This window comes from Shewanella sp. Sh95 (genome assembly GCF_001308045.1).
In the GTDB taxonomy this organism is placed as follows: domain Bacteria; phylum Pseudomonadota; class Gammaproteobacteria; order Enterobacterales; family Shewanellaceae; genus Shewanella; species Shewanella xiamenensis.
In genome coordinates this window covers 22,241-48,287 of record NZ_LGYY01000177.1, presented here as the reverse complement: position 1 = coordinate 48,287, position 26,047 = coordinate 22,241, and the positions used below count along the sequence as shown (strand labels likewise).

24 protein-coding genes and 3 tRNA genes are annotated in these 26,047 nt (G+C 45.3%); 18 read left to right on the top strand and 9 right to left on the bottom strand.

The window, feature by feature from the left end; translation table 11 throughout:
* The first annotated feature begins 478 nt into the window (after window positions 1-478).
* Genes fdnG through fdhD form a run of 5 tightly spaced genes read left to right on the top strand, consistent with a single transcriptional unit; the run spans window position 479 to window position 6,796 of the window.
* Window positions 479-3,496, top strand: coding sequence for a formate dehydrogenase-N subunit alpha (gene fdnG, locus AEA42_RS13180; RefSeq protein ID WP_082389650.1), 3,018 nt, complete (start codon window positions 479-481; stop codon window positions 3,494-3,496).
* Window positions 3,497-3,498: 2 nt separating this feature from the next.
* A complete protein-coding gene (gene fdxH, locus AEA42_RS13175; RefSeq protein ID WP_047539941.1) occupies window positions 3,499-4,401 on the top strand; it encodes a formate dehydrogenase subunit beta in 903 nt (300 codons plus the stop codon).
* Window positions 4,398-5,018, top strand: coding sequence for a formate dehydrogenase subunit gamma (locus AEA42_RS13170; RefSeq protein WP_037430467.1), 621 nt, complete (start codon window positions 4,398-4,400; stop codon window positions 5,016-5,018). The genes fdxH and AEA42_RS13170 overlap by 4 nt, the downstream gene beginning before the upstream one ends.
* A gap of 5 nt (window positions 5,019-5,023) precedes the next feature.
* Window positions 5,024-5,923, top strand: a complete 900-nt coding sequence (fdhE, locus tag AEA42_RS13165; RefSeq protein WP_055647959.1) for a formate dehydrogenase accessory protein FdhE — start codon at window positions 5,024-5,026, stop codon at window positions 5,921-5,923.
* A gap of 27 nt (window positions 5,924-5,950) precedes the next feature.
* The gene (gene fdhD / locus AEA42_RS13160; protein ID WP_082389649.1) at window positions 5,951-6,796 is read left to right on the top strand and encodes a formate dehydrogenase accessory sulfurtransferase FdhD; all 846 of its coding nucleotides are present in this window, start codon (window positions 5,951-5,953) and stop codon (window positions 6,794-6,796) included.
* Between the two features lie 335 nt (window positions 6,797-7,131).
* Here the strand turns inward: fdhD and AEA42_RS13155 are convergent, their stop codons facing one another.
* Both AEA42_RS13155 and AEA42_RS22925 read right to left on the bottom strand, forming a co-directional pair.
* Window positions 7,132-8,427, bottom strand: a complete 1,296-nt coding sequence (locus AEA42_RS13155; protein ID WP_055647958.1) for a site-specific integrase — start codon at window positions 8,425-8,427, stop codon at window positions 7,132-7,134.
* Window positions 8,428-8,488: 61 nt separating this feature from the next.
* The gene (locus tag AEA42_RS22925; protein WP_037418604.1) at window positions 8,489-8,707 is read right to left on the bottom strand and encodes a hypothetical protein; all 219 of its coding nucleotides are present in this window, start codon (window positions 8,705-8,707) and stop codon (window positions 8,489-8,491) included.
* A 176-nt stretch (window positions 8,708-8,883) separates the two neighbouring features.
* Between AEA42_RS22925 and AEA42_RS13150 the strand changes: the two genes are divergently transcribed.
* The gene (locus tag AEA42_RS13150; protein ID WP_055647957.1) at window positions 8,884-10,461 is read left to right on the top strand and encodes a DUF3369 domain-containing protein; all 1,578 of its coding nucleotides are present in this window, start codon (window positions 8,884-8,886) and stop codon (window positions 10,459-10,461) included.
* Between the two features lie 108 nt (window positions 10,462-10,569).
* Here the strand turns inward: AEA42_RS13150 and AEA42_RS13145 are convergent, their stop codons facing one another.
* Window positions 10,570-11,055 (bottom strand): hypothetical protein, encoded by a 486-nt coding sequence (locus tag AEA42_RS13145; RefSeq protein ID WP_055647956.1) that lies wholly within the window; start codon window positions 11,053-11,055, stop codon window positions 10,570-10,572.
* A gap of 223 nt (window positions 11,056-11,278) precedes the next feature.
* Here AEA42_RS13145 and ccoN point away from each other — a divergent pair, with 223 nt between their 5' ends.
* The 11 genes from ccoN (at window position 11,279) to ttcA (ending at window position 21,376) form a co-directional block, all read left to right on the top strand.
* Complete coding sequence (gene ccoN, locus AEA42_RS13140) at window positions 11,279-12,715, top strand: cytochrome-c oxidase, cbb3-type subunit I (RefSeq protein WP_011072351.1); 1,437 nt, start codon at window positions 11,279-11,281, stop codon at window positions 12,713-12,715.
* A gap of 12 nt (window positions 12,716-12,727) precedes the next feature.
* A complete protein-coding gene (gene ccoO, locus AEA42_RS13135; RefSeq protein ID WP_023265294.1) occupies window positions 12,728-13,354 on the top strand; it encodes a cytochrome-c oxidase, cbb3-type subunit II in 627 nt (208 codons plus the stop codon).
* An 11-nt stretch (window positions 13,355-13,365) separates the two neighbouring features.
* On the top strand, window positions 13,366-13,542 hold the full coding sequence (locus AEA42_RS13130) for a CcoQ/FixQ family Cbb3-type cytochrome c oxidase assembly chaperone (protein ID WP_011072349.1): 177 nt from the start codon (window positions 13,366-13,368) through the stop codon (window positions 13,540-13,542).
* Entirely contained in the window at window positions 13,542-14,510 is a 969-nt protein-coding gene (gene ccoP / locus AEA42_RS13125; RefSeq protein WP_037430481.1) for a cytochrome-c oxidase, cbb3-type subunit III, read from the top strand. Before AEA42_RS13130 ends, ccoP begins: the two co-directional genes overlap by 1 nt.
* A 110-nt stretch (window positions 14,511-14,620) precedes the next feature.
* Window positions 14,621-15,100, top strand: a complete 480-nt coding sequence (locus AEA42_RS13120; protein WP_055647955.1) for a FixH family protein — start codon at window positions 14,621-14,623, stop codon at window positions 15,098-15,100.
* A 22-nt stretch (window positions 15,101-15,122) separates the two neighbouring features.
* Entirely contained in the window at window positions 15,123-17,522 is a 2,400-nt protein-coding gene (locus AEA42_RS13115; RefSeq protein WP_055647954.1) for a heavy metal translocating P-type ATPase metal-binding domain-containing protein, read from the top strand.
* A 20-nt stretch (window positions 17,523-17,542) separates the two neighbouring features.
* Window positions 17,543-17,746: a cbb3-type cytochrome oxidase assembly protein CcoS gene (gene ccoS / locus AEA42_RS13110; RefSeq protein WP_037418545.1), complete on the top strand. Its 204-nt coding sequence runs from the start codon at window positions 17,543-17,545 to the stop codon at window positions 17,744-17,746.
* Window positions 17,747-17,754: 8 nt separating this feature from the next.
* Complete coding sequence (locus tag AEA42_RS13105; protein ID WP_037430494.1) at window positions 17,755-18,447, top strand: sulfite exporter TauE/SafE family protein; 693 nt, start codon at window positions 17,755-17,757, stop codon at window positions 18,445-18,447.
* Between the two features lie 55 nt (window positions 18,448-18,502).
* A complete protein-coding gene (gene etrA, locus AEA42_RS13100; RefSeq protein WP_055647953.1) occupies window positions 18,503-19,255 on the top strand; it encodes an electron transport transcriptional regulator EtrA in 753 nt (250 codons plus the stop codon).
* 142 nt (window positions 19,256-19,397) lie between these two features.
* Window positions 19,398-20,330 carry a universal stress protein UspE gene (gene uspE / locus AEA42_RS13095; RefSeq protein WP_011622779.1) on the top strand — a complete coding sequence of 311 codons (933 nt, stop codon included), beginning with the start codon at window positions 19,398-19,400 and terminating at the stop codon, window positions 20,328-20,330.
* A gap of 77 nt (window positions 20,331-20,407) precedes the next feature.
* Window positions 20,408-21,376 (top strand): tRNA 2-thiocytidine(32) synthetase TtcA, encoded by a 969-nt coding sequence (gene ttcA, locus AEA42_RS13090; RefSeq protein WP_055647952.1) that lies wholly within the window; start codon window positions 20,408-20,410, stop codon window positions 21,374-21,376.
* A 55-nt stretch (window positions 21,377-21,431) separates the two neighbouring features.
* Here ttcA and AEA42_RS13085 read toward each other — a convergent pair whose 3' ends face one another.
* Both AEA42_RS13085 and AEA42_RS13080 read right to left on the bottom strand, forming a co-directional pair.
* A complete protein-coding gene (locus tag AEA42_RS13085) occupies window positions 21,432-22,055 on the bottom strand; it encodes a DUF2987 domain-containing protein (protein ID WP_055647951.1) in 624 nt (207 codons plus the stop codon).
* Entirely contained in the window at window positions 22,048-22,860 is an 813-nt protein-coding gene (locus AEA42_RS13080) for a glucosaminidase domain-containing protein (RefSeq protein WP_055647950.1), read from the bottom strand. The genes AEA42_RS13085 and AEA42_RS13080 overlap by 8 nt, the downstream gene beginning before the upstream one ends.
* Window positions 22,861-23,150: 290 nt before the next feature.
* On the opposite strand from AEA42_RS13080, the gene AEA42_RS13075 reads away from it, so the two are divergent.
* Window positions 23,151-24,071, top strand: coding sequence for a YvcK family protein (locus AEA42_RS13075; RefSeq protein ID WP_037418527.1), 921 nt, complete (start codon window positions 23,151-23,153; stop codon window positions 24,069-24,071).
* 97 nt (window positions 24,072-24,168) lie between these two features.
* Here AEA42_RS13075 and AEA42_RS13070 read toward each other — a convergent pair whose 3' ends face one another.
* From AEA42_RS13070 to AEA42_RS13055, 4 genes are all read right to left on the bottom strand, one after another.
* Window positions 24,169-25,362, bottom strand: a complete 1,194-nt coding sequence (locus AEA42_RS13070) for an amino acid aminotransferase (protein ID WP_037418524.1) — start codon at window positions 25,360-25,362, stop codon at window positions 24,169-24,171.
* Window positions 25,363-25,657: 295 nt separating this feature from the next.
* Window positions 25,658-25,744, bottom strand: a tRNA-Leu gene (locus tag AEA42_RS13065).
* A 49-nt stretch (window positions 25,745-25,793) separates the two neighbouring features.
* Window positions 25,794-25,867, bottom strand: a tRNA-Cys gene (locus tag AEA42_RS13060).
* 23 nt (window positions 25,868-25,890) lie between these two features.
* A tRNA-Gly gene (locus AEA42_RS13055) sits at window positions 25,891-25,966 on the bottom strand.
* Window positions 25,967-26,047 lie beyond the last annotated feature (81 nt).

Below are 26,047 nucleotides of genomic sequence, written 5' to 3'. Positions count from 1 at the left end.
CACCAATCCCTTAGTCAAAAACGATTTACCGCGCTTTCAGGCAAAATCGCCGCTTATCGCCCCAATCATTTACCTTAAATTGTGATCTTGCTCAAAAAGCGGCTAATCGGTATTTTCACTCATAATTTGAGCAACTAACGCCATCTTTGTGACGCGCATCAACAATAAGATTTACGGCTATCAGAAATTGGTACAAAGTGGACAAAATGACTAATCAAAATGTCCATATCAATAAAATAGTTAAATCCTGAGAAATAACATTATTTAAAAATATTAATTCAACAATCACAATAAAACTTACATATATCAGGATATTATTCCATTGAAAGCTTAATGTGATTTCGATCACCTGTCGGAAATTGTCATTATTAGTCACTTTTTTATACTCGCACCTTGAGTAGGGTTAAGTTCTCTACTCAAGCATGCAGCGTATTCGCTGCAACTTGTGAGCACATAAAAGAGAGTGTGTGAAATGACAATGAATAGACGACAGTTTTTTAAACTCTGTGCTGTGGGAGCCGCGACTTCTGCTATTTCTGCACTGGGGTTGATGTCCGAAAAGGCATTTGCATCCGTCAGAGGTTTTAAATTGCTACGCGCAAAAGAGACGCGTAACAATTGTTGCTACTGCTCTGTGGGTTGTGGTTTGTTGATGTACAGCCAGAGCAGTAATGGGAAAAATGCGGAGCAGAGCATTTTTCATATCGAGGGCGATGCCGATAATCCAATTAACCGTGGAGCTCTGTGTCCTAAGGGCGCTGGCTTGGTTGACTATGTGAATAGCCCGCACCGTTTAAAATATCCTGAAGTGCGTTTACCTGGTTCGGATAAATGGCAGCGCATTAGCTGGGATGAGGCCTTTAAGCGTATCGCAAGACTTATCAAAGACGAGCGTGATGCCAATCTGGTTGAAAAAAATGCCCAGGGTCAAACCGTTAACCGCTTAGTCAGTCTAGGCATGATGACTTCATCGGCCCAAGCAAACGAAGGCTGCTACATTACCCATAAATTTGGCCGTGCCATTGGCATGTTAGGCATAGATAACATCGCCCGCGTTTGTCACGCTCCGACACCTGCTGCGATGGCGCCCACCTTTGGCCGCGGCGCTATGACTAACCACTGGGCAGATATGAAAAATACCGATCTGGCCATTGTGATGGGCGGTAACGCTGCTGAAGCGCATCCCGTCGGTTTTGGTTGGGTGACAGAAGCGATGGAGCACAACAATGCCAAGTTGATTGTGGTCGATCCGCGCTTTAACCGCAGTGCTGCCGTCGCCGATTTATATGCGCCTATTCGTTCGGGCACCGATATTGCCTTCCTACTCGGCATGATCCGCTACCTGCTCGAAACCCAGCAAATCAACCTTAACTATGTCAAAGCCTATACCAATGCCTCGTTTATCGTGCGGGAAGACTTTGAATTTAATGAAGGTTTATTCAGTGGCTACGATGAAGCTAACCATAAATACGACCAATCTACTTGGTTCTATGAGTTAGATGAAGAGGGCTACGCTAAGGTCGACCCTAGCTTAAGTCATCCTCGTTGCGTGATTAACCTGCTGAAAAAACACGTTGATCGCTACGATCCCGACACAGTTTCCAGTATCACTGGGACGCCTAAAGAAACCTATCTTGAAGTGTGTCAGCAAATTGGGGCAACCCATATTGACCATAAAGCCGCCACCTTCCTGTATGCCCTCGGTTGGACACAGCACAGCGTCGGCGCGCAAAACATCCGCACCATGGCGATGATCCAATTGCTGCTTGGCAATATGGGGATCATGGGCGGCGGCGTGAATGCACTGCGTGGTCACTCAAACGTTCAAGGCGCAACGGACTTAGGGTTATTGTGCCAAGCCTTACCGGGTTACCTTAAATTACCTCAAGATAAAGATGTTGATTTACAAAACTATTTAACCCATTACACCCCAAAAGCCTTAAGACCAAACCAAACCAACTATTGGCACAATTACCCAGCCTTTACCGTGTCGTTGTTAAAAGCCTTCTTCGGTGAACATGCGACGGCAGAGAATGATTATGGCTATGACTGGCTGCCAAAGTGGGACCAACAGTACGATATCAACAAGCAAATCGACATGATGGTTCACGGTGAGGTCAATGGCTACTTTATCCAAGGCATCAACGCGCTTAACTCTCAGCCCGATAAACAAAAAGTGTCTAAGGGCTTATCGAATCTGAAGTTCTTAGTTGTGCTGGATGCACTTGCAAACGAAACCTCCACTTTCTGGCGCAATGCAGGTCAGTTTAACGATGTGGATACCGCCAGTATTCAAACTGAAGTCTTCCGCTTACCCACGACCTGTTTTGCTGAGGAAAGTGGTTCAATTGCCAACTCAAGCCGCTGGTTACAATGGCACTTTAAGGGCGCAAATCCACCCGGCGAAGCGTTGTCTGATCCTGAAATTCTTTCTGGCATCATGCTGGAATTAAAACGTTTATACCGTGAAGAGGGTGGTCGTTTACCTGCGCCAATTGAAGCCATTAAATGGGACTATGCGATCGAACATGAACCTAGTTCAGAGGAAATCGCGCGGGAGATGAATGGTTATGATCTCACTACCGGTAAGTTACTCAATGGTTTCTCCGAGTTAAAAGCCGATGGATCAACCTCATGTGGTGTTTGGGTTTACTCAGGCATGTGGACCGAAGCGGGCAACTTGATGGCGCGTCGCGATAATAGCGATCCATCAGGCAAAGGCATTACCCCAAATTGGTCATTCGCTTGGCCAGCAAACCGGCGCATCTTGTACAACCGCGCCTCCTGCGACGTGCAAGGTAAGCCGCGCGATCCAAGCCGTGTACTGCTCGAGTATAAAGACAACAAGTGGCAGGGCATTGATGTGCCAGACTTTAATGCCAAATTGAATGCCGAAGAATCGGCCCATCCTTTCATCATGCAAGCCGATGGCGTTGGCCACTTATTTGCGCTGCGTGACTTAAAAGATGGCCCATTCCCAGAGCATTACGAGCCGTTTGAATCACCACTGGCGAGTAACCCGCTACATCCTAAGGTCACCAATAACCCGGTGGCGCGGATGTTCAAAGGCTTACGTGAAAGCTTTGGTACCAATGAAGAATTCCCCTATGTTGGCACCACTTACTCAATGACGGAGCACTTCAACAACTGGACCACACATTGTCACCTTGCTGCGATTACCCAGCCACAGCACTTTATCGAAATCGATGAAACCTTGGCGGCGGAAAAGGGCATCAATAACGGTGATTGGGTCAAGGTGAGCTCTAAGCGCTCGCATATTGTCACTAAGGCCTATGTCACTAAACGGCTCCAACCCATGATGGTTCAGGGCAAAAAAGTCCATACCATTGGTATTCCACGCCATGGCAGCTACGAGGCCTTGACGCAGAAGAGTTATATCGTTAACGAACTGACTTCATCTGTGGGCGATGCCAATACCCAAACCCCTGAATACAAAGCATTCCTTGTGAATATTGCCAAAGCGGAGGGCTTCTAATTATGGCTTCTCAAGATATTATCCGCATCTCAGGCACCACGGACATCACCCCAGCGTCTCAAGCACGCATTGGAGCGGTCCAGCAGGTGACTAAGCTGTTTGATGCGACGAAATGTACCGGCTGTAAGGCCTGTCAGGTTGCCTGCTCCGAATGGAATGACCTTCGTGAAGATGTCGGTACTTTCCAAGGCAGTTACCAGAACCCGATGACACTGTCACCGGAAAGCTGGAACATAATGCAGTATCACGAAGTGATGGATAACAATAAGTTGCGTTGGCAATTTACCCACACTGCCTGTATGCACTGCGCCGATCCAGCCTGTTTAAAAGCCTGTTCAACCAGCGGAGCGATTGTGCAACATGCCAATGGCACAGTGGATTTTGACTCGAACAAATGTATTGGCTGCGGCTATTGCGCCAGTGCCTGTCCTTTCAATGTGCCTAAGATCAGCGCCAAAGATAACAAAGCCTATAAGTGCACTCTGTGCTCAGATAGGCTCGCCGTTGGCCTCGAGCCTTCCTGCGTTAAAACCTGCACCGTGGGAGCACTGCGCTTTGGTACCCGCGAAGACATGTTGTTCTATGCCGAAAAACGCGTCGAGCAGTTAAAGGAACGTGGCTTCAGCAAGGCGGGACTTTATAACCCAGAGGGCGTTGGCGGAACGCATATGATGATGATCCTCCACGACATCACGCAACCCGAAAGCTATGGCATGCCCAAGGATCCGCAAATCCCTGCGGCAACCGAATGGCGTCAAGATTGGCTCAAACCGTTGGGCACCGCAGGCTTGCTCGCAACGGCGGCGTTCGCCCTGATGCACCGCATTGCGGTAGGGCGCAACATCGTCGAGGAAGATCAGCCTGGTTATATTGATGCCGGCGTCAAAGAGGAGGAAAAACTATGAGTCATAAAGAAATGATCGTGCGCCATAAGCTCGTTGATCGTCTGTGTCACTGGACCATAGTCTTTGTTGGCCTAGTGACCTTTCTAACGGGGTTCTCGTTTTTTTATCCCTCGTTCCAGTGGCTCAGTGGCATTGTTGGCACACCACAACTGGCAAAAGTGATGCATCCATTCTTTGGAATTGCCATGTGTCTGCTGCTGGCGGTGATGTTAATCCGCTACTACCAGCACAATAAGTGGAATAAATACGATTTGCCCTGGATGAAAGCCGTGGTGTGGGTATTACTGCAAAAAGAAGAGAACATTCCACCCGTGGGCCACTACAACCCAGGTCAGAAAATGTTATTCCGCGCCTTTGTGGTTTTTGTACTGGCGTTTCTGATCAGCGGCATCATGATGTGGCAACCTTATTTTGCCCCCATGTTCTCGGCAGAAGCCGTCAATTGGGCCACCTTAGTCCACTCGGCCTGCGGCATATTAATGCTGTTATCCCTAGTGGTACACGTATGGATGGCCTGCTGGATTGAAGGCTCTATCACTGGGATGCTCTACGGCAAAGTATCTAAGGCTTGGGCTCGTAAGCACCACCCAGCCATGTTAGAAGAACACGAGGAATAATAGCGATGAAGATGGCCAGCGATATCCCGTTAAGTTTTGTTGATAAATCTCCCTTAGCTTTGAAACCGCTAAAAGCAGCAGATCCTGAAAAAATTTATCAACATAGAGCACGTCGTTTAGCCCAATTAGCGCAGGATTCTCCGCTGGCGGATTATCTTAAGCTCTGCCAAATCCTAGTGTCTGCGCAGCAAAAACTGGCGGCAACGGATATGGGCCCAGCACCAATGATTGACGTTGAGGCGCCATATCCGTTGTCCCTAAGCCAAACTCAAACGGCTCAGGATTGGTTACAACCATTGCAAGCATTGCTGACAGAATTGCAATCCCAAGTGCCCGCACATTTAGTGCCTGTTCTCCAGGAGCTACTGGAGCAATCGCCAGTCCAATTGCTCCAGTGGAGCAATCAACTGAGACAAGGGCAGTTTAGTGCCGTACCCGCACAGTTTAGCTTATTTATTTGGGCGGGTTTGTCACTCTATTGGTCCCATTGGGCGCCCATGGTGATTGCGCGTATGGATACCAATAGGGTTAAGCAGTCCAGTTTATGCCCTGTATGCGGCAGTCATCCTGTCGCCAGCATGATTGTCGATAAACCCCGCGAAGGGCTGCGTTATCTGCATTGCAGTCTGTGCGAAACTGAGTGGCATTATGTGCGCGCCCATTGTACCTGCTGCGAACAATCCCGTGAGATGTCTATTTGGTCGTTTGAAGATCATAAGGCTGCCGTACGGATTGAGAGCTGCGAGGCGTGTAAAGGATATACTAAGATGTTGTTTATCAATCGTTTGCCATTGTTAGATGCGGCAGCGGATGATATCGCATCGATGGGATTGGATGCCGAGCTCAATACAAAGGGCTATGGTGCGACAACTGTCAATCCGCTATTGCTGGCCCATGAAGCTTAGAAAACGTAGTTAACAGGAGATGCGTTGATGGTTGCTGATAATTCTTTCCCTAATTCAGTTGTTACAGCCGATGTGACTCGATTTAGCACGGCAGGGAATGTTGAACAAACTGAATTACTCGCCAATGAGGTAAGAGTGGCGTTGGTGTATAACGGATTGGCGCACACAGTCATGATGGCAAGCCCACAGGACTTGGAAGTGTTTGCGATAGGTTTTACGCTTTCGGAAAGAATTGTCTCAACCATTAATGATATAAAAGATATTGAACTTGAATATGTTTCTAATGGCGTGATCATTAAGATAGAGATTAATCAACGCTGTTTCAATGAGTTAAAGGAGCATCGCCGTAGCATGGCGGGACGCACTGGCTGTGGTCTCTGTGGTGTTGCACAGCTTAAAGATGCTGTAAAACCAGTTCAAGTCGTCGGATCCGATATCAGATTCAACATTGCCCATCTCGACCCGATTTTAGTCCGAGTCAAACAACTACAACAGACTTTTGCTTTAACTGGTGCAACCCATGCTGCAATTGGTGTAAATGAAAACGGGGAGGTGATTTATCTATTTGAAGATATTGGCCGACATATCGCTTTAGATAAATTGATCGGGGCGATGTCTGTACGGTATGCAGCAAAACCCGCTGCGGTATTGTTAACCAGCCGCGCCAGTTTTGAAATGGTACAAAAGGCGGCAAGTGTCGGTATTCAAATTCTGTTTGCTATGTCAGCCGTGACGGCGTTGGCTACTGAGATTGCGGAGCAAAGCAATGTGACTTTAGTCGGTTTCTGCCGTGATGGTCGAGCAAATATTTATAATCATGGCTATCGACTTCAAGGAAGCCAACTGTCACAACCAGCTGTGGTCGGGCTTTAAGATTTGACCGTAGGCAAATGAAGAGATTGATTGGCAAAATCAAAAGTCGATCCAAGTAATAATAAACACCAACATCAGGATATAAAACGCGATGCTATGTGAATTCTTTAGCACTGTATGTGGAGTAATCTCTGCAAGCATTCACGTAGCAACGCGATATAAGCAATAGCATTTCTTCCTTAAACCAATAAATCCTCAATCAAGCAGAATCAGCAGAAGTGAAAGTACTTTAACGTAAATCCATAGAGAACTGTTTCTTTCCCCAAAACACAATTTAACATAATATACATTGTGCGCAGTTTTGTGTGAGAGGGATTTGGGATGCCGATAACATCCTAGTTAATACCTTGCAAATGGTCTAACGGCTTATTAAAGGCGCTTTCATGTCTTTCTATTTGTGTGGTGTGTAAATACTTCGATGTGGTGTCGATACTCTCGTGGCCTGCATCGGCTTGGACATGTGACAACGGTCTACGGTTAATATTAATGTCATGGGTAATCCCAGTATGTCTGATATTGTGTGCTGTGAGTTTTCTCATTTGTGCCGCGTCTTGGTGAAAGCCATCAGCTTGAGCATTATCCGCAGCAAGATTAATAATCGCTTGGATTTCTTCCCGGATTTGACGGATCCCAAGATTGGCATTCACTACACCCGCATCTCGGCCGCGACCAGCTGCTCTATGTCGAACAAATAACGGATGTGGTTCACTTTGATTTGGATAGTCAGTAAGACCTAAAAACTGTCGATATTTAACTAAGCCGTCCAGTAACGCCTTTGACATCGCCACGCTACGCTTTTTACCACCTTTACTCAGTGGAATATGAAAACTCCAAATGCCAGTCTGTGAATTTTGCCTAAATTGGCCCATTACCGGTGAATAGCCAACCCGTGCAGATACATCAGAGATGCGTAAATAGCAGGAATAAATCAATGAAATCAAGAATAAACTACGTTGATGCAATTCGGGGGACGTTTCAGCCAATCGAGTAACTGTGCTCATCACATAGGACCACTGTAGTTCTGTGAAAGCCAAGTTGTTTTCATCTTCCTCGCTTTGTCTTTGATACTGCTTGTTTTGGCCAAAGCGGCTATGATTCAACCAAATTTGCGCGGGGTTGCGCTCACAAAACTCCTCACTCATTAAGTAGCTATAAAACGAGGATAAAATAGCAATCTTGGTTTTTAATGCATTGTCACTAAGCACATAAGGTTGAACTTGCCCTAACAGTTTCTTGCCGACAAATGGCCGCCAAAGACTATTAGGAACCCGCTCATCACGCAGTTTATCGAGTTTAAACTGTGGCACGTTAAAGTAACCAATCAGCGCTAAGGGTGGCGCCAAACAATAATCCACATACCGACTCATATCCTTACGTAGCACCTGTGTGGGTGACATTTTGGCGACATCAAAGCACCAATGCAGGAATGTAGTGAGTTCACTCCGATAGGCTTTATAGTTGTTTTCACTGTGTTTTTGTTCAAACAACCAATCTGTTGCATGTTCCATTACTAAACCTGCATCAGGCACATCCGTTAGACTGACTTGGGTAATGTATTGATTCACCACACCGTTCCCATCTTGTATGAATTCAATTGAATCAAATAAAGGTAATACTGGAGGAAGCTGCATAATAACTTTTAAATTTAAGTGTTTAATGCATGATAATACTTAAATGCAAATGCCGATAACGTTATTTATCGGCATTAATGAGTCTTTCAATTTGCGGACAACTTGTTTGTGAACATTGCTGGCAGCCTATGCGTTTTTGGCAACAGATAAGGCAAAGTTGCCAGACTTTTCGTTTTGATTGACTATCTAGACATGAAAAATCCGCTGCACATAGACTTCCTTCACGAATGAGTTGCGCAAGTTTCTCCTCTGATATTGATAAATTGATCCTTTCTGCCATATATGCCATATAAATCCCTGCTGAGTTATCTATTTTGATAATACACAAATGATAATAGTTATCAATAACGAGCTGTTAAATTTGCGACCTTCCCCGCTGCAGAATTATTTTTACTGATTTGACAAGCTTCTACTACACTCTAACTGTGCGACATAAATTAAGTGATGAGGTCTCGGATGGTGATTGATCTTACAAAGAAAAAGCCGCTCTTTTCAGGGAAAAAAACCATAGAAACTTCTGCATTTTCTGCGCCATGGAAAATTCTTGTTGTTGATGATGAGCCTGATGTACACACGGTCACTAAACTTGCACTTTCTCGTTTTAAACTCGATGGTCGTGCCCTCTCCTTTATTAACGCTTATAGTGCTGAGCAAGCTAAAGAATTTCTTTTAAATGAACAAGATCTGGCAATTGCCTTTATTGATGTTGTTATGGAAACCGATCATGCTGGCTTGGAGTTAGTAAAGTGGATCCGTGAGGAACATAAAAACAAAACAATCCGCCTAATTTTGCGCACAGGACAACCAGGCCAAGCTCCTGAAGAAGATGTTATCGTCAACTACGATATCAATGACTATAAGGCAAAATCTGAACTCGATTCACGCAAGTTAATGACAAGTGTCTACTCGGCACTGCGTTCTTACCGCGACATTATGGAAATCGAACAAGCAAGGCGTGCGCAGCTGAATCATCGAAAAGGATTAGAGCGAGTGCTCGAGGCAACCTCAGGATTATTTGAACTCAGAACGCTCTATCGATTCGCTGATGGCTTGCTGACCCAAGTTGCAACCCTATTGAATCTCGATTCCGAAACACTGCTGCTAACCTGCAATGCCATGGATGCGATAAGCGGCCATATGGAATCTGCTGAGATTAAGATTTTGGCGGGGACGGGACAATTTGCCGAGAGTCCTGCGAACAAAGTGTTACCAATGCATATTGATAAGTTATTACGCACAGCTCTCGCACAAAAGCGTTGTTTATATGAAGATAACTGTTTCGTTGGCTATTTCCCAACGAAGAGCGGGCTTATCAACCTGCTTTATATGGATGGGATTGATAAAATCGACGATTTAGATAAAAAACTTATTGATATTTTTGCAATAAATGTGGGTATCGCCTTTGAGAACCTACTTCTAAATCAAGAGGTCGAAGATACCCAGTCTGAACTTATTCTACGTTTAGGGGATGTCGTTGAAAGCCGCTCAAAAGAGGCGGCAAACCACGTAAAACGTATGGCAGAATATTGTGCCAAACTGGCACTACTTGCTGGATTATCAGAGACCGAAGCTGAACTTTTACGCAGAGCATCGCCTATGCATGATATTGGTAAGATAGCGATCCCCGATGCTGTGTTGCTTAAGCCTGGTAAGTTAGACGATAAAGAATGGTCGGTTATGCGTCAGCACCCTACTATTGGCTACCAGATCCTCGCTAATTCCGAGCGGCCTATCCTAAAAGCCGCAGCGATTATAGCCTTGCAACATCATGAAAAGTATGATGGTTCAGGCTATCCAGCCAATTTAAGACAAGAACAAATTCACATTTTTGCCCGTATTGTTGCAATTGCAGATGTGTTCGATGCTCTTTCCCATGCACGTTGCTATAAAGCAGCTTGGCCACTGGAAGAGGTTATCGATGAAATGCGTAAAGGTGCAGGTAAACATTTTGATCCTGATTTACTCGAACTGTTTATCAATAACATCGATATTTTTGTACAGGTAAAGGAAAACTGGAAGGATCATGATGAATAGCCAAAAAAGCATTCATAATCAATCATCCACCTATGATAATCGGTCATATGAATAAGGAGCGGGAGTTAATATTGTTAACAAGCTCTTTATCCGGCGAACTGCATAAACTTAATACGGATTATCGGCAAGAAAGTCAAAAATAACGGCTTGCTCGACACCATTTCGACTAAAACTGATAAAACCACGCCACACCATATATCCACTGCTACAGGAACCGTAAATCAACTGCCCCTCATAGGTTGTTTTATCGAGTTGACGAATATTGACAGGGATAATGCCCATAAACATATCTCTACCTTCTAAACGGACCTGTAAATTATCAAGTACATCAGAAGATAATAGCTTCAATGTTAATGGTTTTTCACTTGGCGCACGATCAGGCGAAAGGCTGATGCTCAGCACTATATCCCCGACCTTTTTAATGCAATCTCCCTGAGTAAACACACAAAGAGTGGGATCTGTAGGCGGTATTTTTACCTGTTGCTCGGCTTTTTTATCACAAGCGCTAAGATTCAACGCAATTAACATGATGTAAAGCGGGAGACGTTTGCGATTAAGCACAAAAATTAACCTTGTGATGCAAGATGTTAACATTCTATGGCGTAGGTTGATCTAGATCAACTTTCCGTCCCCCTTCTTTGGTATCTTTTTTGACATGGCTCAAGTATCATTGCGAAACCTCATATTTGAGCACAAATGTGTAGGGTAACGCATTGACATGGCTTCATAACCCTTATAGGGACATGAGCTTTGTGTCATATATAACAGGTAAAGCTAGTCTTTACTAAAAGTAAAAGTAATAAGCAGTGGAAGCATTATGATGAACCATTCCCAGCCAACAGGCGCTGATTACAATTACACCATTGTCCGCCAATTCGCCTTAACCACAGTTTTGTGGGGTATTGTTGGTATGTCAGTCGGTGTTTTAATTGCGGCTCAGTTAATCTGGCCACATCTGAACTTCGATACGCCTTGGTTTACGTATAGTCGCTTGCGACCATTACACACCAATGCGGTAATTTTCGCGTTCGGAACATCAGCCCTCTTTGCAACATCCTATTATGTCGTACAACGCACCTGTCAAACCCGACTATTTGCACCTAAATTAGCTGCATTTACGTTTTGGGGATGGCAAGCCATCATTCTGTCAGCAGCCATCACTCTGCCAATGGGTTATACCAGCGGTAAAGAATATGCTGAATTAGAATGGCCAATCGATATCGCTATTACGATCGTTTGGGTATCCTATGCAATAGTGTTCTTCGGCACTATTATCAAACGAACAACATCGCATATTTACGTAGCGAACTGGTTCTTTGGTGCATTTATCATTACGGTTGCCGTGCTTCACATCGTGAACTCAATGGCCGTTCCTGTTAGCTTGTTTAAGTCATACTCTATGTACAGTGGCGCGGTCGATGCCATGGTGCAATGGTGGTATGGTCACAACGCGGTAGGCTTCCTGTTAACCGCAGGCTTCTTAGGTATGATGTACTACTTCGTTCCTAAGCAAGCGGGTCGTCCTGTTTACTCATATCGTCTGTCGATTGTGCACTTTTGGGCACTGATCGCACTGTACATTTGGGCAGGTCCTCACCACTTACACTACACTGCCCTGCCTGACTGGACTCAGTCTTTAGGTATGGTGATGTCACTGATCCTGTTCGCACCATCTTGGGGCGGTATGATCAACGGTATCATGACCTTATCTGGCGCATGGCACAAACTGCGTACTGACCCAGTATTGCGTTTCTTAGTGGTTTCTCTGTCTTTCTATGGTATGTCGACCTTCGAAGGTCCGATGATGGCCATCAAGACAGTTAACGCTTTATCTCATTACACAGATTGGACAGTAGGTCACGTTCACTCCGGCGCGCTAGGCTGGGTTGCAATGGTATCTATCGGTTCTCTGTATCACTTGATCCCAGTACTGTTCGGCCATGGCCGTATGTACAGCATCAAGTTAGTTAACGTGCATTTCTGGTTAGCGACAATCGGTACTGTTCTTTACATCGTGTCTATGTGGATTTCAGGTGTAATGCAGGGTCTGATGTGGCGTGCAGTTAACGCTGACGGTACTTTGACTTATAGCTTTGTTGAAAGTCTGGAAGCTTCTTATCCTTTCTACTTCGTACGTTTCCTCGGCGGTTGTTTCTTCTTAACCGGTATGCTGATCATGGCATACAACGTGATCCGTACTGTGAAAGCCTCTAAAGATTCATTGCCAGCACTGGCTGAAGCAAAAGCGGCTTAAGGAGCAAACTCGATGAAATTTAATCATGAGATAGTTGAAAAAAACATCGGTTTGTTAGCGATATTCACTGTTATCGCTATCAGCTTCGGTAGCTTGGTTGAAATCACGCCGCTGATTTTCCAAAAAGATACCACTGAGCCTGTTGAAGGTTTGAAACCCTACACTGCCCTGCAACTTGAAGGCCGTGACATTTATGTGCGTGAAGGTTGCTACAACTGTCACAGCCAGATGATCCGTCCTTTACGTGCAGAGACTGAACGTTACGGTCACTACTCTGTTGCCGGTGAGTCTGTTTGGGATCACCCATTCCAATGGGGTTCTAAGCGTACTGGTCCAGACTTGGCCCGTGTTGGCGGTCGCTACAGCGATAAATGGCATGAAGTTCACTTAATCGATCCTCGTGCTGTGGTCCCTCAATCGAATATGCCAGCCTTCCCATGGCTTGCCGAAAACAAGTTAGACGGCAAGTTAACCGGCGACAAGATGACTATTCTGCGTAACATGCACAAAGGCGGTTACAAAGGTAAGGATCTTTACACCGATGAAGAAATCGCAGGCGCGCAGAAAGCTGTTGAAGGTAAGACAGAGCTGGAAGCCTTGATTGCATATCTTCAGTCTTTGGGTCACGCACTCAAATAAGGAGGCAGTATATGGATTACGGCACATTACAAGGTATTTTAACCATCATTGTGATGCTGACCTTCGTCGGTATATTTGCTTGGGCATATAGCTCGCGTCGTCAAAAATCCTTTGATGAAGCAGCCAATCTTGTGTTTTCCGATGAGGAAATCAGCAAGGAATCGAAGGACTCAGGAGAGAATAAGTGATGAGTAGCTTCTGGAGTATTTGGATTAGCGTACTCTCGTTAATTGTGATCGCAGGATGTTTTCTGTTGCTACGTGTGTGTTCAAAGAACACCACGGATGTCAAAGAAGGCGAATCCATGGGTCACAGTTTCGATGGTATCGAAGAACTCAATAACCCACTGCCAAAATGGTGGAGTTATATGTTCTATATCACTATCGTGTTTGGCCTAGTGTACTTAGCCCTGTTCCCAGGTTTAGGTAACTACAAAGGTCTACTGAACTGGACCAGCTCTAACCAAAGCATTGGTACAGAGAAAGGTATTAAAGCCGATTCTGTAGCCGCGATTGAGCTGGCGGCAAAAGAAGGCATGTACGTTCAGTACGACCAAGAAGTTAAACACGCTAACGAAAAATATGGCCCAATCTTCGCGGCTTACTTGGCAACACCACTCGAAGAGTTAGTGAAAAACCAAGAAGCGTTGAAAGTGGGCGGCCGTTTGTTCCTACAAAACTGCGCGCAGTGCCACGGCTCTGACGCACGTGGTAGCAAAGGCTTCCCTAACCTGACCGACAGTGATTGGTTATACGGTGGCGATTTAGCCACGATTAAAACCACCATCATGAGCGGTCGTCATGGCATGATGCCACCAAAAGGTGGTTTGCCAATCGACGATAGCGAAATTGCTGGTCTAGCCGAGTATGTGGTTAAGTTATCTGGTCGTGAACACGACGAGAAACTCGCAGCTCTTGGTCAAGGTTCATTCATGAAAGGTTGTTTTGCGTGTCACGGTATGGACGCAAAAGGCAATAAACTCATGGGCGCACCTAACTTAACTGACGATGTTTGGTTATATGGCGGTAGCCGTGGTGTGATCGAAGAAACGATCAAACACGGCCGTGCAGGCGTGATGCCAGCATGGAAAGACGTTCTCGGTGAAGAGAAAGTCCACGTGATCGCAGCTTATGTTTATAGCTTGTCAAACAAGTAATTAGATATGAGTAACACTAAGGCCTCGATAACGTCGAGGCCTTTTTTTTAAAGTGCTAAAGCCACCTTTTAACGGTAAAATGGCGCAAATTTTTATAATGGGTATTTAACATGAGCGAACAACAACCCTGGTATAAGCAGTTTTGGCCTTGGTTTTTAATTATTCTTCCTTTATGTGCCGTCGTCGCAAGTTTTACCACGCTAAAAATTGCCCTCTCAAACTCTGACTCTCTGGTTGCCGAGGATTATTACAAAGAAGGCAAAGCCATCAACATGGACTTGAGTAAAGTCAAATATGCCAAACAGCTTGGCATGCAATGGCAACTTGAACAGAATAACCATGAACTCCTATTCACTCAGCACGGCGGCCCAGCCTATCAAGCTGCGTTGAAAGTCGAATTTTATCACCCAACGATTGCCGAAAGAGATATTAAGGCCACTGTCACCGCCGATGCCAATCATGTGTATCGCATTACTCTGCCCGATGTGTTAACGGGCGCTTGGGAAGTTCGCCTCGAAGGTTTTGACGGTAAATGGCGTATTCATCAACGTGTCGAATTAAAAGACAGCGTCCAATTGTGGTTGAACTAATTGTGGTTGAATGAATATTGCTATGACACATCCAAGTTGTTTTCACTGTAATGAACCTGTACTCACCGGCACGCAGTTTGTCACTCGTATTAATGATCGCGATGAACTCATGTGTTGCCCGGGCTGCCAAGCGGTATCCCAAGCCATTGTTGATGCAGGCTTATTAAGCTATTACAAGTTTAGAACTGAGCCAGGTAATAAACAGACGGCCCTTGTGCCTGATGAATTAAATCAGTTTAGTGCCTATGACTTGCCCGAGGTACAGCAGGACTTTGTCCACTCAGTGGAGTATAGCGACTCAGTGTCGCTGTCCATTGATGGCATTACCTGCGCGGCCTGCGCTTGGTTAATTGAACATAAAGTGAAGCAACTGCCTGGCGTAAACCAAGTGATGGTCAACTCCACCACCCAAAGGGCGCTGATCAGCTGGGATAAACAGCAAGTTAAACTCAGTGATATTTTGGGGCAAATTAGCCGTATCGGTTATCAAGCTGCACCCTATCAAGTGGATGAGCAAGAACTGACCGCCAAGCAAAATAGCCGTAAATTCTTACTGCGTTTAGGTTTGGCGGGCTTTGCCACCATGCAAGTGATGATGTTCGCCCTCGCCCTCTATACCGGTTACTTTACTGATTTGGATGTGCAATATCGGGATTATTTCCGCTGGGTGAGCATGATTTTCGCCACGCCCGTGGTGCTCTATTCGGCGCAGCCCTTCTATTTTAGCGCGATTCGCACCCTGCTCAGTGGCAAACTCAATATGGACGTATCGGTCTCTATCGCCATTGGCGGCGCCTATATCGCCAGTTGCTTTGCGACCGTTAACGGCACGGGCGAAGTCTATTTTGAATCCGTTTCCATGTTTACCTTCTTCCTGCTGCTGGGACGTTATTTCGAGCAGAAGGCAAGACAAAAAGCTTCCGTTAGCTCCAGTAATCTCCACAAGTTAGTGCCGTTAACGGCACATCTGGTCACGGCGCAGGGGCAAGAAGAAATCCCCGCTAAAAAATTATGTCTTGGGGATATTATCCTCATTAAACCCGGTGAAATGGTCGCCGCCGATGGAATCGTGGTTGACGGCCACACCAGCATCAATGAAGCCATGCTCACCGGTGAGCAAATGCCTATTGAAAAGCCCGTCGATAGCCAAGTATTTGCTGGCACCATAAACCTAGACCAACCCATTAAGGTAAAAGTCACCGCTCTTGGGCAAGACCAATTGGTTGCTGAAATTATTCGCTTGCAGGAATTAGCCTCAAACACTAAACCTGCCGTCGCTATGCTAGCCGATAAACTGTCGCGTTATTTCTCAGGCACTATCTTAACCATAGCGACAATCACCTATCTGGTGTGGCTACAAATCTCCCCCGAAGACGCCTTTTGGGTGACCTTGTCAGTATTAGTGGCCACCTGTCCTTGCGCCCTTGCGCTGGCGACGCCTACCGCAGTGACCTGCGCGACCGCGATTTTTACCCGTCTTGGGATCATTACCCGTAAGGCGGGTGTATTTGAAAAACTGCCTCAAATCAGGCATGTAGTATTTGATAAAACCGGCACCCTCACCTGCGGCACGCTATCGATAGCCAAGGTGCAATGTCATGGTGATTTTAGTAAAGAACAAGTACTAGCGATTGCCGCAGCGTTAGAAACGGGCTCTCGTCATCCCATTGCTGCTGCATTTGCTGCTTATTTGACACCCGATGTCGTCGCAAATCAGGTTCACCATGAAGTGGGTTTTGGGGTTAAAGGCATTATCAATGGCGCTGAATATCGCATTGGGAATGCTCACTTTACTGGCGCAATAGTCAATTCAGAGTTTATCAATCAACAGATTTGGCTTGCTCGTGCCAATGATGACCAACTAAAGGTTATCGCCACTATTGAGATCAAAGACAATATTCGTATCGATAGCAAAGAAACTGTCGACATACTGAAGCAACAAGGTTGCAAGGTCAGTATCGCCAGCGGGGATAGCTCTGGGCATGTGCATCAATTGGCAAAAGAGCTCGGCATTACGGATGTACACAGTGGACTCACACCGGCCGATAAACTCTCGCTAGTGAATAAGTTACAGCAATCCAATCCTGTGGTGATGTTCGGTGATGGCATAAATGACGCACCAGTACTCGCTGGCGCCGATTTATCCGTGGCCATGGGCAGCGGTAGTGCAATTGCCAAAAACAGTGCCGATCTTATTTTGCTTGGCGATCACCTCTCCCGCTTCACCCAAGCGGTGAGGGTTGCTAAACTGACCACACACATTATTCGCCAAAATCTCGCTTGGGCATTAGGTTACAACGCGCTCATTTTACCTTTAGCGGTAACCGGCCATGTTGCACCTTATATTGCCGCTATCGGTATGTCGACAAGCTCACTGATAGTTGTGGGTAACAGTTTGAGATTATTACGAATTAAAATATAACAATAAAATAGGCTTAGCTAATGAGCATCATTTATGTACTTATCCCTATTGCGATGATCTTTGTGTTGATCGCTGTAGCCGTGTTCTTTTGGGCGGTAAAATCCGAACAATTCGATGATTTAGACCGCCAAAGTGTCTCAATTCTATTCGATGAAGATGCCGACAAACCTAATCCTGCGAGCATCAAGCAACAGGAATCTCAAGACAAAGGCATGCCTCAGTGACTGGCACTGTGATTGAATACAATGTAATGGGTGCGTTTCTCGTTGGTCTAATGGGAGCCGCTCACTGCTTTGGCATGTGTGGTGGCCTTGTTGGCGCCTTTTCCTCTCAGCTTGCTAATCCTAAGCAAGGAAACCACTTAGCCCATCAACTCACTTACTTATTAAGTTATAACCTTGGGCGGATTGTCAGTTATACCCTCGCGGGCGCTTTAGTCGGCGGTTCATCTGCCATGCTTGGGCACTTATTTGAGCTAGATAGCTACCTATTAATTCTCCGGATCATCGCCGGCGTCATGATGATTGCAACCGGGCTTTACATTGCAAAAATTTGGATCGGAATAGTACAAATTGAACGCCTTGGTCAGGTATTGTGGCGTTATTTGAAACCCATAGCACAACGTCTGGTGCCAATCACTACGCCAATGCAAGCCATCACCGCGGGATTGATATGGGGATGGCTGCCCTGCGGACTGGTATATAGCACCTTAACTTGGTCTGTAGCGGCAGGTTCTGCCAGTCAAGGCGCCTTGATTATGCTGGCATTTGGTTTGGGTACACTCCCTGCACTACTCAGTGCAGGATTGGCGGCCAAACGCTTAGCCAATTGGGTACAGCAAAAAACCGTTAGATTATTGAGTGGCTTACTTTTAATTGCCTTTGGTGCACAAACTTTATATATCGCCCTGTCGCAGCTAAACTAGCCCAAGCGAATGAATTGGTTTAACATGGCTGCAGTGGATTAACTTGAGAACCGACATGACAATAGAGCAGAATAAAAACCGTCGTCCCGCCGCCAGTGGGTGCGCAATTCATTGTCACGATTGCAGTATGGGAACCCTTTGTATCCCATTCACCCTCAATGCAAATGAACTCGATCAACTCGATGACATTATTGAGCGTAAGAAACCTATTCAAAAAGGCGAACAGATTTTTAAATCGGGTGATCCTTTAAAATCACTCTTTGCGATCCGCTCAGGCACCATAAAAAGTTACACGATCACCGAACAAGGCGATGAACAGATCACCGGTTTCCATTTAGCGGGCGATGTGATTGGTTTTGACGGTATTCACGCTCAATCCCACCAGAGTTTTGCCCAAGCCTTAGAAACCTCCATGGTATGTGAAATCCCCTTCAATATTCTCGATGAGCTTTCAGGCAGCATGCCCAAGTTACGCCAACAAATCATGCGCTTAATGAGCAATGAAATCATGAGCGATCAAGAAATGATTTTATTGCTGAGCAAGAAAAACGCTGAAGAGCGCCTCGCCGCGTTTATCAGCAATCTTGCTAACCGATTTGGCAACCGTGGTTTTTCTCCGAAAGAATTCCGTTTAACCATGACCCGTGGTGACATTGGTAACTACCTTGGCTTAACCGTAGAAACCATCAGCCGCTTGTTAGGCCGTTTCCAAAAGTCAGGTTTGATTGAAGTAAAAGGCAAGTACATCACTATCCTTGACCACCACGAACTGAATCTCTTGGCAGGTAATGCCAGGATCGCCAGATAAGTCACACCTTCCTGCGTTTGTGCTTTAATATTCGTAATTAATGCGCTAGGCACTGGTTTTGAAAAGAGTTTTGATCTAGAACAATACAGATAATTGCCAAAGGCTCATGATGAACATGAGCCTATGACTAAAGGAACATGTTATGAAGGATTATCAAAAAATACTGGTAGTAGTCGACCCCACGACAGAGCATCAAGTTGCACTCGCCCGAGCGGTGACCTTGGCCAGTAAAAGTAACGCCCATGTGACTGTGTTTCTCTCTATTTTTGACTTCTCCTACGAAATGACATCGATTCTATCGAGCCAAGAGCGCGAAGCCATGCGCCAAGGTGTGATTGATCAGCGTCTGGCGTGGATCCAAGATCTGCTGACCGCCTATAACCACCTGCAACTCGATATTGATACTCAAGTTATTTGGCACAATCGCCCATTTGAAAGCATCATCAACCATGCGATTGCAGGGCAATATGATTTGATCGTCAAAGGCACCCACGCCCACGACAAGTTAAAGGCCGTCATTTTTACCCCAACCGATTGGCATTTAATGCGTAAAGCGCCAGTGCCTGTGTTGATGGTTAAAGATCATGATTGGCCTGAAGCGGGTAAAATCCTCTGCGCCGTCAACGTGGCAACCGAAGACACCGATCATCAGATGCTAAACGGCAAGATTATTGAACATGCCAAGGATTTAGCCGCAAAATTTGCCGCCGAAGTGCACTTAGTCAATGGATATCCCGGCACACCGGTGAATCTTGCCATTGAACTGCCTGATTTCGATGCACAAACCTATAACGACACCATTCGCATGCAACATGAGCAACGAGTGCAATACCTTGCCAATGCCTATGGTATCGATACCCTGCACTGCCACGTAAAAGAAGGCTTGCCAGAGGATGTGATCCCTGAGCTTGCTGAGCAGCTCGATGCTGAATTAGTTATTTTAGGTACAGTCGGTCGTACAGGCTTTTCAGCAGCACTCATTGGCAACACAGCTGAACATGTTATCGATAGTATCAATTGTGATTTATTAGCTATCAAACCCGATGGTTATAAATCGCCGCTTGAAGAGGCATAACGCACGCCGCTCTTTACCCCGCCGTCGATAGCTGGAATAATACGCGCCCTGAAACTGAGTTACTGGGCGCTTTTTTTATGTTGGAAGCTATGTCTGAAGTTACGGCGAGTCAAATGCCTGAAGAATTATCAAAAAAACAAATTACCCGTCTGAATAAATTACAGAAGCGCCTGCGCCGTGAAGTGGGTAGTGCCATCGCCGATTACAACATGATTGAAGATGGCGACCGAGTCATGTGCTGCTTAAGTGGCGGTAAAGACAGTTACGCCATGCTGGATATTCTGCTTAATCTACAGCAGCGCGCGCCCGTAGAGTTCGAAATTATTGCCGTTAACTTAGATCAAAAGCAGCCAGGTTTCCCTGAAGATATACTGCCAGCCTATTTAGACAGCTTAAATATTCCCTATCACATCCTCGAGAAAGACACTTACTCGATTGTGAAAGAAAAGATCCCTGAAGGCAAAACCACTTGCTCGCTGTGCTCTCGCCTGCGTCGTGGTACGCTCTATGGCTTTGCCCAGCGCATTGGCGCAACCAAAATCGCCCTAGGCCACCACAGAGACGATATTATTGAGACCATGTTCCTCAACATGTTCTACGGCGGCAAGATGAAAGCAATGCCACCTAAGTTGCTCTCGGACGATGGCGCAAACGTGGTTATTCGTCCACTCGCCTATTGCCGCGAAAAGGATTTAGAAGAATATGCGGAATTGAAAAAATTCCCGATCATTCCCTGTAACCTTTGTGGTTCGCAGGAAAACCTCAAGCGTCAAGCGGTGAAAGACATGCTCAATCAGTGGGATAGACTATATCCTGGCCGTATTGAAACCATTTTCACTGCTATGCAAAATACAGCTCCTTCACAGGGTGTTGACCGTGACCAATTTGACTTTGTATCGTTGAAACGCAATCCCAATGCGCCAATGAAGGGGGATGTGGCCGAAGCCGAACTGCCCGCCTTTGATTTTCTCGATATTGCTAACAACGGCCATATCGATTTAGATGCGGCAAAACGCATCAATATCGTCAACGTGTACGAAGCGTAAATGCGACAAGCATAAAAAAGCCCACTGACGTGGGCTTTTTTATAGCAATCTATTGTTACTTAACCCAAGGACTTAATACGGTCGGCACATGGCTAAATTGCAATGATGTCAAACTATTGATCTGCTCAACGCTCAGCTTAAAGCTGGTATTCACCTGTTGTTCACGCCCATCGAGCGTCACGGTAACAGTTTGATCTTGAGCAAATTCAAAATTTAATCCTGCAATAGGATCCTTAAAGTAACGCATCGGGAAGCCCTGCATAGCCCCTAGTAAGTCATCCATTTCATTAGCAATTTGCTGTAAGCGTTCTTGATCATATTGAACTTGTGTTTGCTTCGAGCGCACTTGCATCGCAATTCCACAGCCTTCAGCCTTACCCTCAAACTCTAGATTTACTAATGCCCGCTGGTCTTTCAGTGCATCATCAAAGGGAATAAACAAACGTTGCGCAGATGTATAAGTGAGTGGCGTTGAATTTAATTCACTCGAAATGGTACCACTCTGAATATGGCAGTTAGGCAGCATTGGTACACTAAAGGCCACTTCGACTAACTGATAACTGCCCTTATTGACCTGCTTTAATCTGTCATAAAACCCTTTATATTCAAGGGAAATTGTTTCTGCCTGCACATTTGATACAAACAAGCAAACTCCCACTAACAACCATTTTTTATACATCCGCCTTCACCAAATATTTTTCATTATGACGTAACATATCGAGTAATTCATCGATATAAGCTTCTTGCCTTTCAGAATAATTCACTAATCCATAGATAAGTTGGTCGGCACTCAATTCGGCCTCCTGAGCACGTAAATCGGCTCGAATTGAGCGAAACAAGGCATATGCTGTGTTCGAGTTTAAATTACGCATATAGGAGGAAACTGAAGCGTCTACCGATGGAAATATTTCTACTTCGTGTATTTTACCTGAGCCTCGCGAAGAAGGCACAATGCCGCAGCCATGACTAAAACACCATTCACCAAAGAAATTAAAACCTTCACGAGCAAAACGAGAACTGCCCCACCCAGATTCATTAGCCGCTTGGATCAGCACCATCGATTCTGGAATAATATCAACCCGTTTGAGTAGGCTGTTAAGGGATTTAGTATCGACACTGCGGGCAGCATATTGATATTTATCAAATAATTGATTGAGCTGCGCTAACTGTGATTCGGACAACGTATTGCCATTATCTAATACTGCCAACATATCAATGATAAATTCACGTTCAGTGGCAATAATGGCGTTTTGTTGTTGAACAATCGGCCTCAAAAAGTTAAAAAAAGCACGTTTTTTTTCTGCTACATCACTGATGGCAGAAAAGTCAGGAACTTGTGTAACAGGCTCAACGGCGTTTTCCAATTGGTTAACAATAGATTCAGGCTCATTCGTTGTAGGAATGAGCCACAATCTCAACGAAAAAATCGCCGAGATCACTAGGGCTAACGCGAGTGTAAACGAACCAATTCTACCAGTTTTCAATAAGTCACCTTCGATGTTGAGTTACTAGTGGCAAAATAAGCGCCAGATTATATGTCATATCTTGAAATTCACGAAATTTGGATGCAAAAACAACAATTCTTCCCAATCCTGCATTCACACATATCTAAAATGCGATCTGGCGCTTAAGTATTAGAATGCGTGAGAATTTTTAGTGCATGCTTTTGACTGAGCTTTTATACTAAGGTTCCGTTAGCCTCGGCAGTAACAAACTGAGTTTATCCGAGTTGATAACAGGATAGGATTTTACGGGTATTCAGGAAGGAAGCCTCATGCAGCAAATCTTAAACCAATTCAATCATGTAGTGGCAATCGGTGGCGGTCACGGTCTTGGACGTGTACTTTCATCACTCGATTTTCTAGGCAATCGTCTCACAGGTATTGTTGCTACGACGGATAATGGTGGTTCTACAGGTCGATTAAGAGCCGAGCAGGACTGCATTGCTTGGGGTGATTTGCGCAATTGTTTGTCCCAACTTGCTCATCGTCCTTCTGTCGGCTCACAATTATTTGAGTATCGCTTTCAAGGCGAAACTGAACTCAGTGGTCATAATCTAGGTAATTTGATGTTGCTCGCCTTAGATAAGTTGTGCGTTAGGCCCCTCGAAGCCGTCAATCTTATTCGGCATATGCTTAAAATTGAGACCAATATCATTCCGATGTCGGAGCAACCAACCCATTTGGTGGCATTACGAGCGTCCGGATCAAAAGTGTTTGGTGAAGTGAATGTCGACAAGATGAATGAAGCTCCCATTGCACTATGCCTTGAGCCACAAGTTGATGCGACAGCCGAAGCCTGTGAAGCCATTTGCCGCGCGGATCTGATTATCTTGGGACCTGGCAGTTTTCTTACGAGTGTGATGCCACCTCTCTTATTACCCTGCTTTGCTAAAGCATTAGCAATGACAACCGCGCCCGTAGTCTTTATCGATAATCTTAATGAAGAAACTTCGCCAGCAGGCCAGTTTAGTATTGAGCAGCGCATAGCCTGGTGCCATCAAGTAATTGGTAAACCCGTGATCACTAAAGTGCTGCGACATTCGGAACAAGTGCGTTTAGGCACCCTAGTTAATTATTTTCCCTTAAAAAATCGTCATAATCCGCAATTGCATGATCAGGCTAGTCTGCGTGATGCGCTTAACGCCATACTGCGGATAAAGTCAGAATTACCTTTAGAAACATTAGCTTCGTAATTGTTCTCTATACTGATAAACCATAATACTTAAGTTTATCGACCGCATAAAAGTAAAAGGACAGCCTAAGCTGTCCTTTTCGTAAGCCTCTTTTAAGTTAGAGGATTTGAGCAATCGCCTTACAGATCACAGGCATATTAGTTTTGGTCATACCCGCCACACTAATGCGACCCGAGCCAACGATATAAATGCCGAACTCGTCTTTCAAACGGGCAACCTGCGCTTTGTTTAAGCCAGAGAAGCTAAACATACCGTTTTGGCGGGAAATAAAGCTAAAGTCTTGAGTCACACCTTCATCTTTTAAGCTTTGTACGAACAGAGTACGCATCTCGGCAATACGTTCACGCATTTCGGTCAGCTCTTGTACCCAAAGGGCTTTCAATGATGCATCACTCAGAATCGTACTCACAATTAACGCGCCATGGGCTGGTGGATTTGAGTAATTTGCACGAATAGTACGTTTCACTTGGCTAAATGCACGCACCGCTTCATCGGCATTTTGTGCAACCACAGTCACGGCGCCGATACGTTCATTATACAAACCAAAGTTTTTAGAAAATGAGTTTGCCACTAATAGTTCTGGTACTTTTGACGCAACTAAGCGTAAACCAGCTGCATCTTCTTCAATACCAGCACCAAAACCTTGGTATGCAAAGTCGAATAATGGAACTAATTGCTTGTCCGCACAGAGATTAGCGACTAATTCCCATTGGGTTAACGTTAAATCAATACCCGTTGGGTTATGACAGCAACCGTGCAGTAGAATAATGTCACCCGCCTGTGCATTGGCGAGATCTGTCATCATGCCATCAAAATCAATATCGTGGGCACTGGCGTTGTAGTAACCGTATTCTTTAACCGTCAAACCCGCAGTTTCAAAAATATTTTGATGGTTTGCCCAAGTTGGATTACTTACCCACACAGTGCGCGATGGGGTATTACGCAATAAGAACTCGGCAGCAATACGCAGTGCACCTGTACCACCAGGCGCTTGGGCCGTTGCTGCTCGGCCAGAAGTCACGAGATCACTACCTTCACCAAATAGCAGCTCTTGTACTACGCGATTATAGGTTTGAACCCCTTCTATCCCTAAATAGTTTTTAGTTTTCTCTTGCTCAAGCAATAGGGCTTCAGCTTTCTTCACTGATTGTAATACTGGAGTCTGCCCTGCTTCATCCTTATAAATGCCAACACCAAGGTTGACTTTATCTTGGCGCGGATCGGCCTTAAATGTATCGGTTAAACCAAGTATGGGATCGGCGGGTGCGAGTACTACCTGAGAGAAAATCATGACTACTTATCCTAAATGTTCACGTGTAGGGGGAAAATTCGGCTTATTTATACCACTGTCTTAAGAGAGGTAATAGCGCCTATTACCGCTTCTTAAGGAAATAGTTTGGCTATTATGGATTGATTAAAATAAATAACAACTAAATGAGAGATCATTTATGTGAAAGCTGAATTTTTTGAAAAATATGATTTTTTAGAGGCAGTTCACTATCGCTTCAAGAGTGGCTTTAAAGTTATGAACTTGAAATTATTGCCAATAAAAAAGGCCTAACAAATGTTAGGCCTTTTTTATGTTATGGTACCCGAGGCCAGACTTGAACTGGCACGCTGTTACCAGCGAGGGATTTTAAATCCCTTGTGTCTACCGATTCCACCACTCGGGCAAACTCTTTATATTAACGACAGTAATCGTATCATTAATACTTTAATCTATGGAGGCGCGACCCGGAGTCGAACCGAGATCGACGGATTTGCAATCCGCAGCATAGCCATTCTGCCATCGCGCCAAATTTCCAAACTCGTAAAGAGTTGGAGCGACATATCGGGTTCGAACCGATGACCTATACCTTGGCAAGGTATCGCTCTACCAACTGAGCTAATGTCGCATCGATGTCATAGAGTAACGTTACTACGCTTTCCCCTGACTGCGGATTGGCATTCTACCGATTTAACCTTCAGAGTCAATC

What these genes read in the sequence shown, in the direction of transcription:
- fdnG (WP_082389650.1), top strand. Translation starts at nt 479, where the DNA reads ATGAATAGACGACAGTTTTTTAAACTCTGTGCTGTGGGAGCCGCGACT.
- fdxH (WP_047539941.1), top strand. Translation starts at nt 3,499, where the DNA reads ATGGCTTCTCAAGATATTATCCGCATCTCAGGCACCACGGACATCACC.
- AEA42_RS13170 (WP_037430467.1), top strand. Translation starts at nt 4,398, where the DNA reads ATGAGTCATAAAGAAATGATCGTGCGCCATAAGCTCGTTGATCGTCTG.
- fdhE (WP_055647959.1), top strand. Translation starts at nt 5,024, where the DNA reads ATGAAGATGGCCAGCGATATCCCGTTAAGTTTTGTTGATAAATCTCCC.
- fdhD (WP_082389649.1), top strand. Translation starts at nt 5,951, where the DNA reads ATGGTTGCTGATAATTCTTTCCCTAATTCAGTTGTTACAGCCGATGTG.
- AEA42_RS13155 (WP_055647958.1), bottom strand. Translation starts at nt 8,427, where the DNA reads ATGCAGCTTCCTCCAGTATTACCTTTATTTGATTCAATTGAATTCATA.
- AEA42_RS22925 (WP_037418604.1), bottom strand. Translation starts at nt 8,707, where the DNA reads ATGGCAGAAAGGATCAATTTATCAATATCAGAGGAGAAACTTGCGCAA.
- AEA42_RS13150 (WP_055647957.1), top strand. Translation starts at nt 8,884, where the DNA reads ATGGTGATTGATCTTACAAAGAAAAAGCCGCTCTTTTCAGGGAAAAAA.
- AEA42_RS13145 (WP_055647956.1), bottom strand. Translation starts at nt 11,055, where the DNA reads ATGTTAACATCTTGCATCACAAGGTTAATTTTTGTGCTTAATCGCAAA.
- ccoN (WP_011072351.1), top strand. Translation starts at nt 11,279, where the DNA reads ATGATGAACCATTCCCAGCCAACAGGCGCTGATTACAATTACACCATT.
- ccoO (WP_023265294.1), top strand. Translation starts at nt 12,728, where the DNA reads ATGAAATTTAATCATGAGATAGTTGAAAAAAACATCGGTTTGTTAGCG.
- AEA42_RS13130 (WP_011072349.1), top strand. Translation starts at nt 13,366, where the DNA reads ATGGATTACGGCACATTACAAGGTATTTTAACCATCATTGTGATGCTG.
- ccoP (WP_037430481.1), top strand. Translation starts at nt 13,542, where the DNA reads ATGAGTAGCTTCTGGAGTATTTGGATTAGCGTACTCTCGTTAATTGTG.
- AEA42_RS13120 (WP_055647955.1), top strand. Translation starts at nt 14,621, where the DNA reads ATGAGCGAACAACAACCCTGGTATAAGCAGTTTTGGCCTTGGTTTTTA.
- AEA42_RS13115 (WP_055647954.1), top strand. Translation starts at nt 15,123, where the DNA reads ATGACACATCCAAGTTGTTTTCACTGTAATGAACCTGTACTCACCGGC.
- ccoS (WP_037418545.1), top strand. Translation starts at nt 17,543, where the DNA reads ATGAGCATCATTTATGTACTTATCCCTATTGCGATGATCTTTGTGTTG.
- etrA (WP_055647953.1), top strand. Translation starts at nt 18,503, where the DNA reads ATGACAATAGAGCAGAATAAAAACCGTCGTCCCGCCGCCAGTGGGTGC.
- uspE (WP_011622779.1), top strand. Translation starts at nt 19,398, where the DNA reads ATGAAGGATTATCAAAAAATACTGGTAGTAGTCGACCCCACGACAGAG.
- ttcA (WP_055647952.1), top strand. Translation starts at nt 20,408, where the DNA reads ATGTTGGAAGCTATGTCTGAAGTTACGGCGAGTCAAATGCCTGAAGAA.
- AEA42_RS13085 (WP_055647951.1), bottom strand. Translation starts at nt 22,055, where the DNA reads ATGTATAAAAAATGGTTGTTAGTGGGAGTTTGCTTGTTTGTATCAAAT.
- AEA42_RS13075 (WP_037418527.1), top strand. Translation starts at nt 23,151, where the DNA reads ATGCAGCAAATCTTAAACCAATTCAATCATGTAGTGGCAATCGGTGGC.
- AEA42_RS13070 (WP_037418524.1), bottom strand. Translation starts at nt 25,362, where the DNA reads ATGATTTTCTCTCAGGTAGTACTCGCACCCGCCGATCCCATACTTGGT.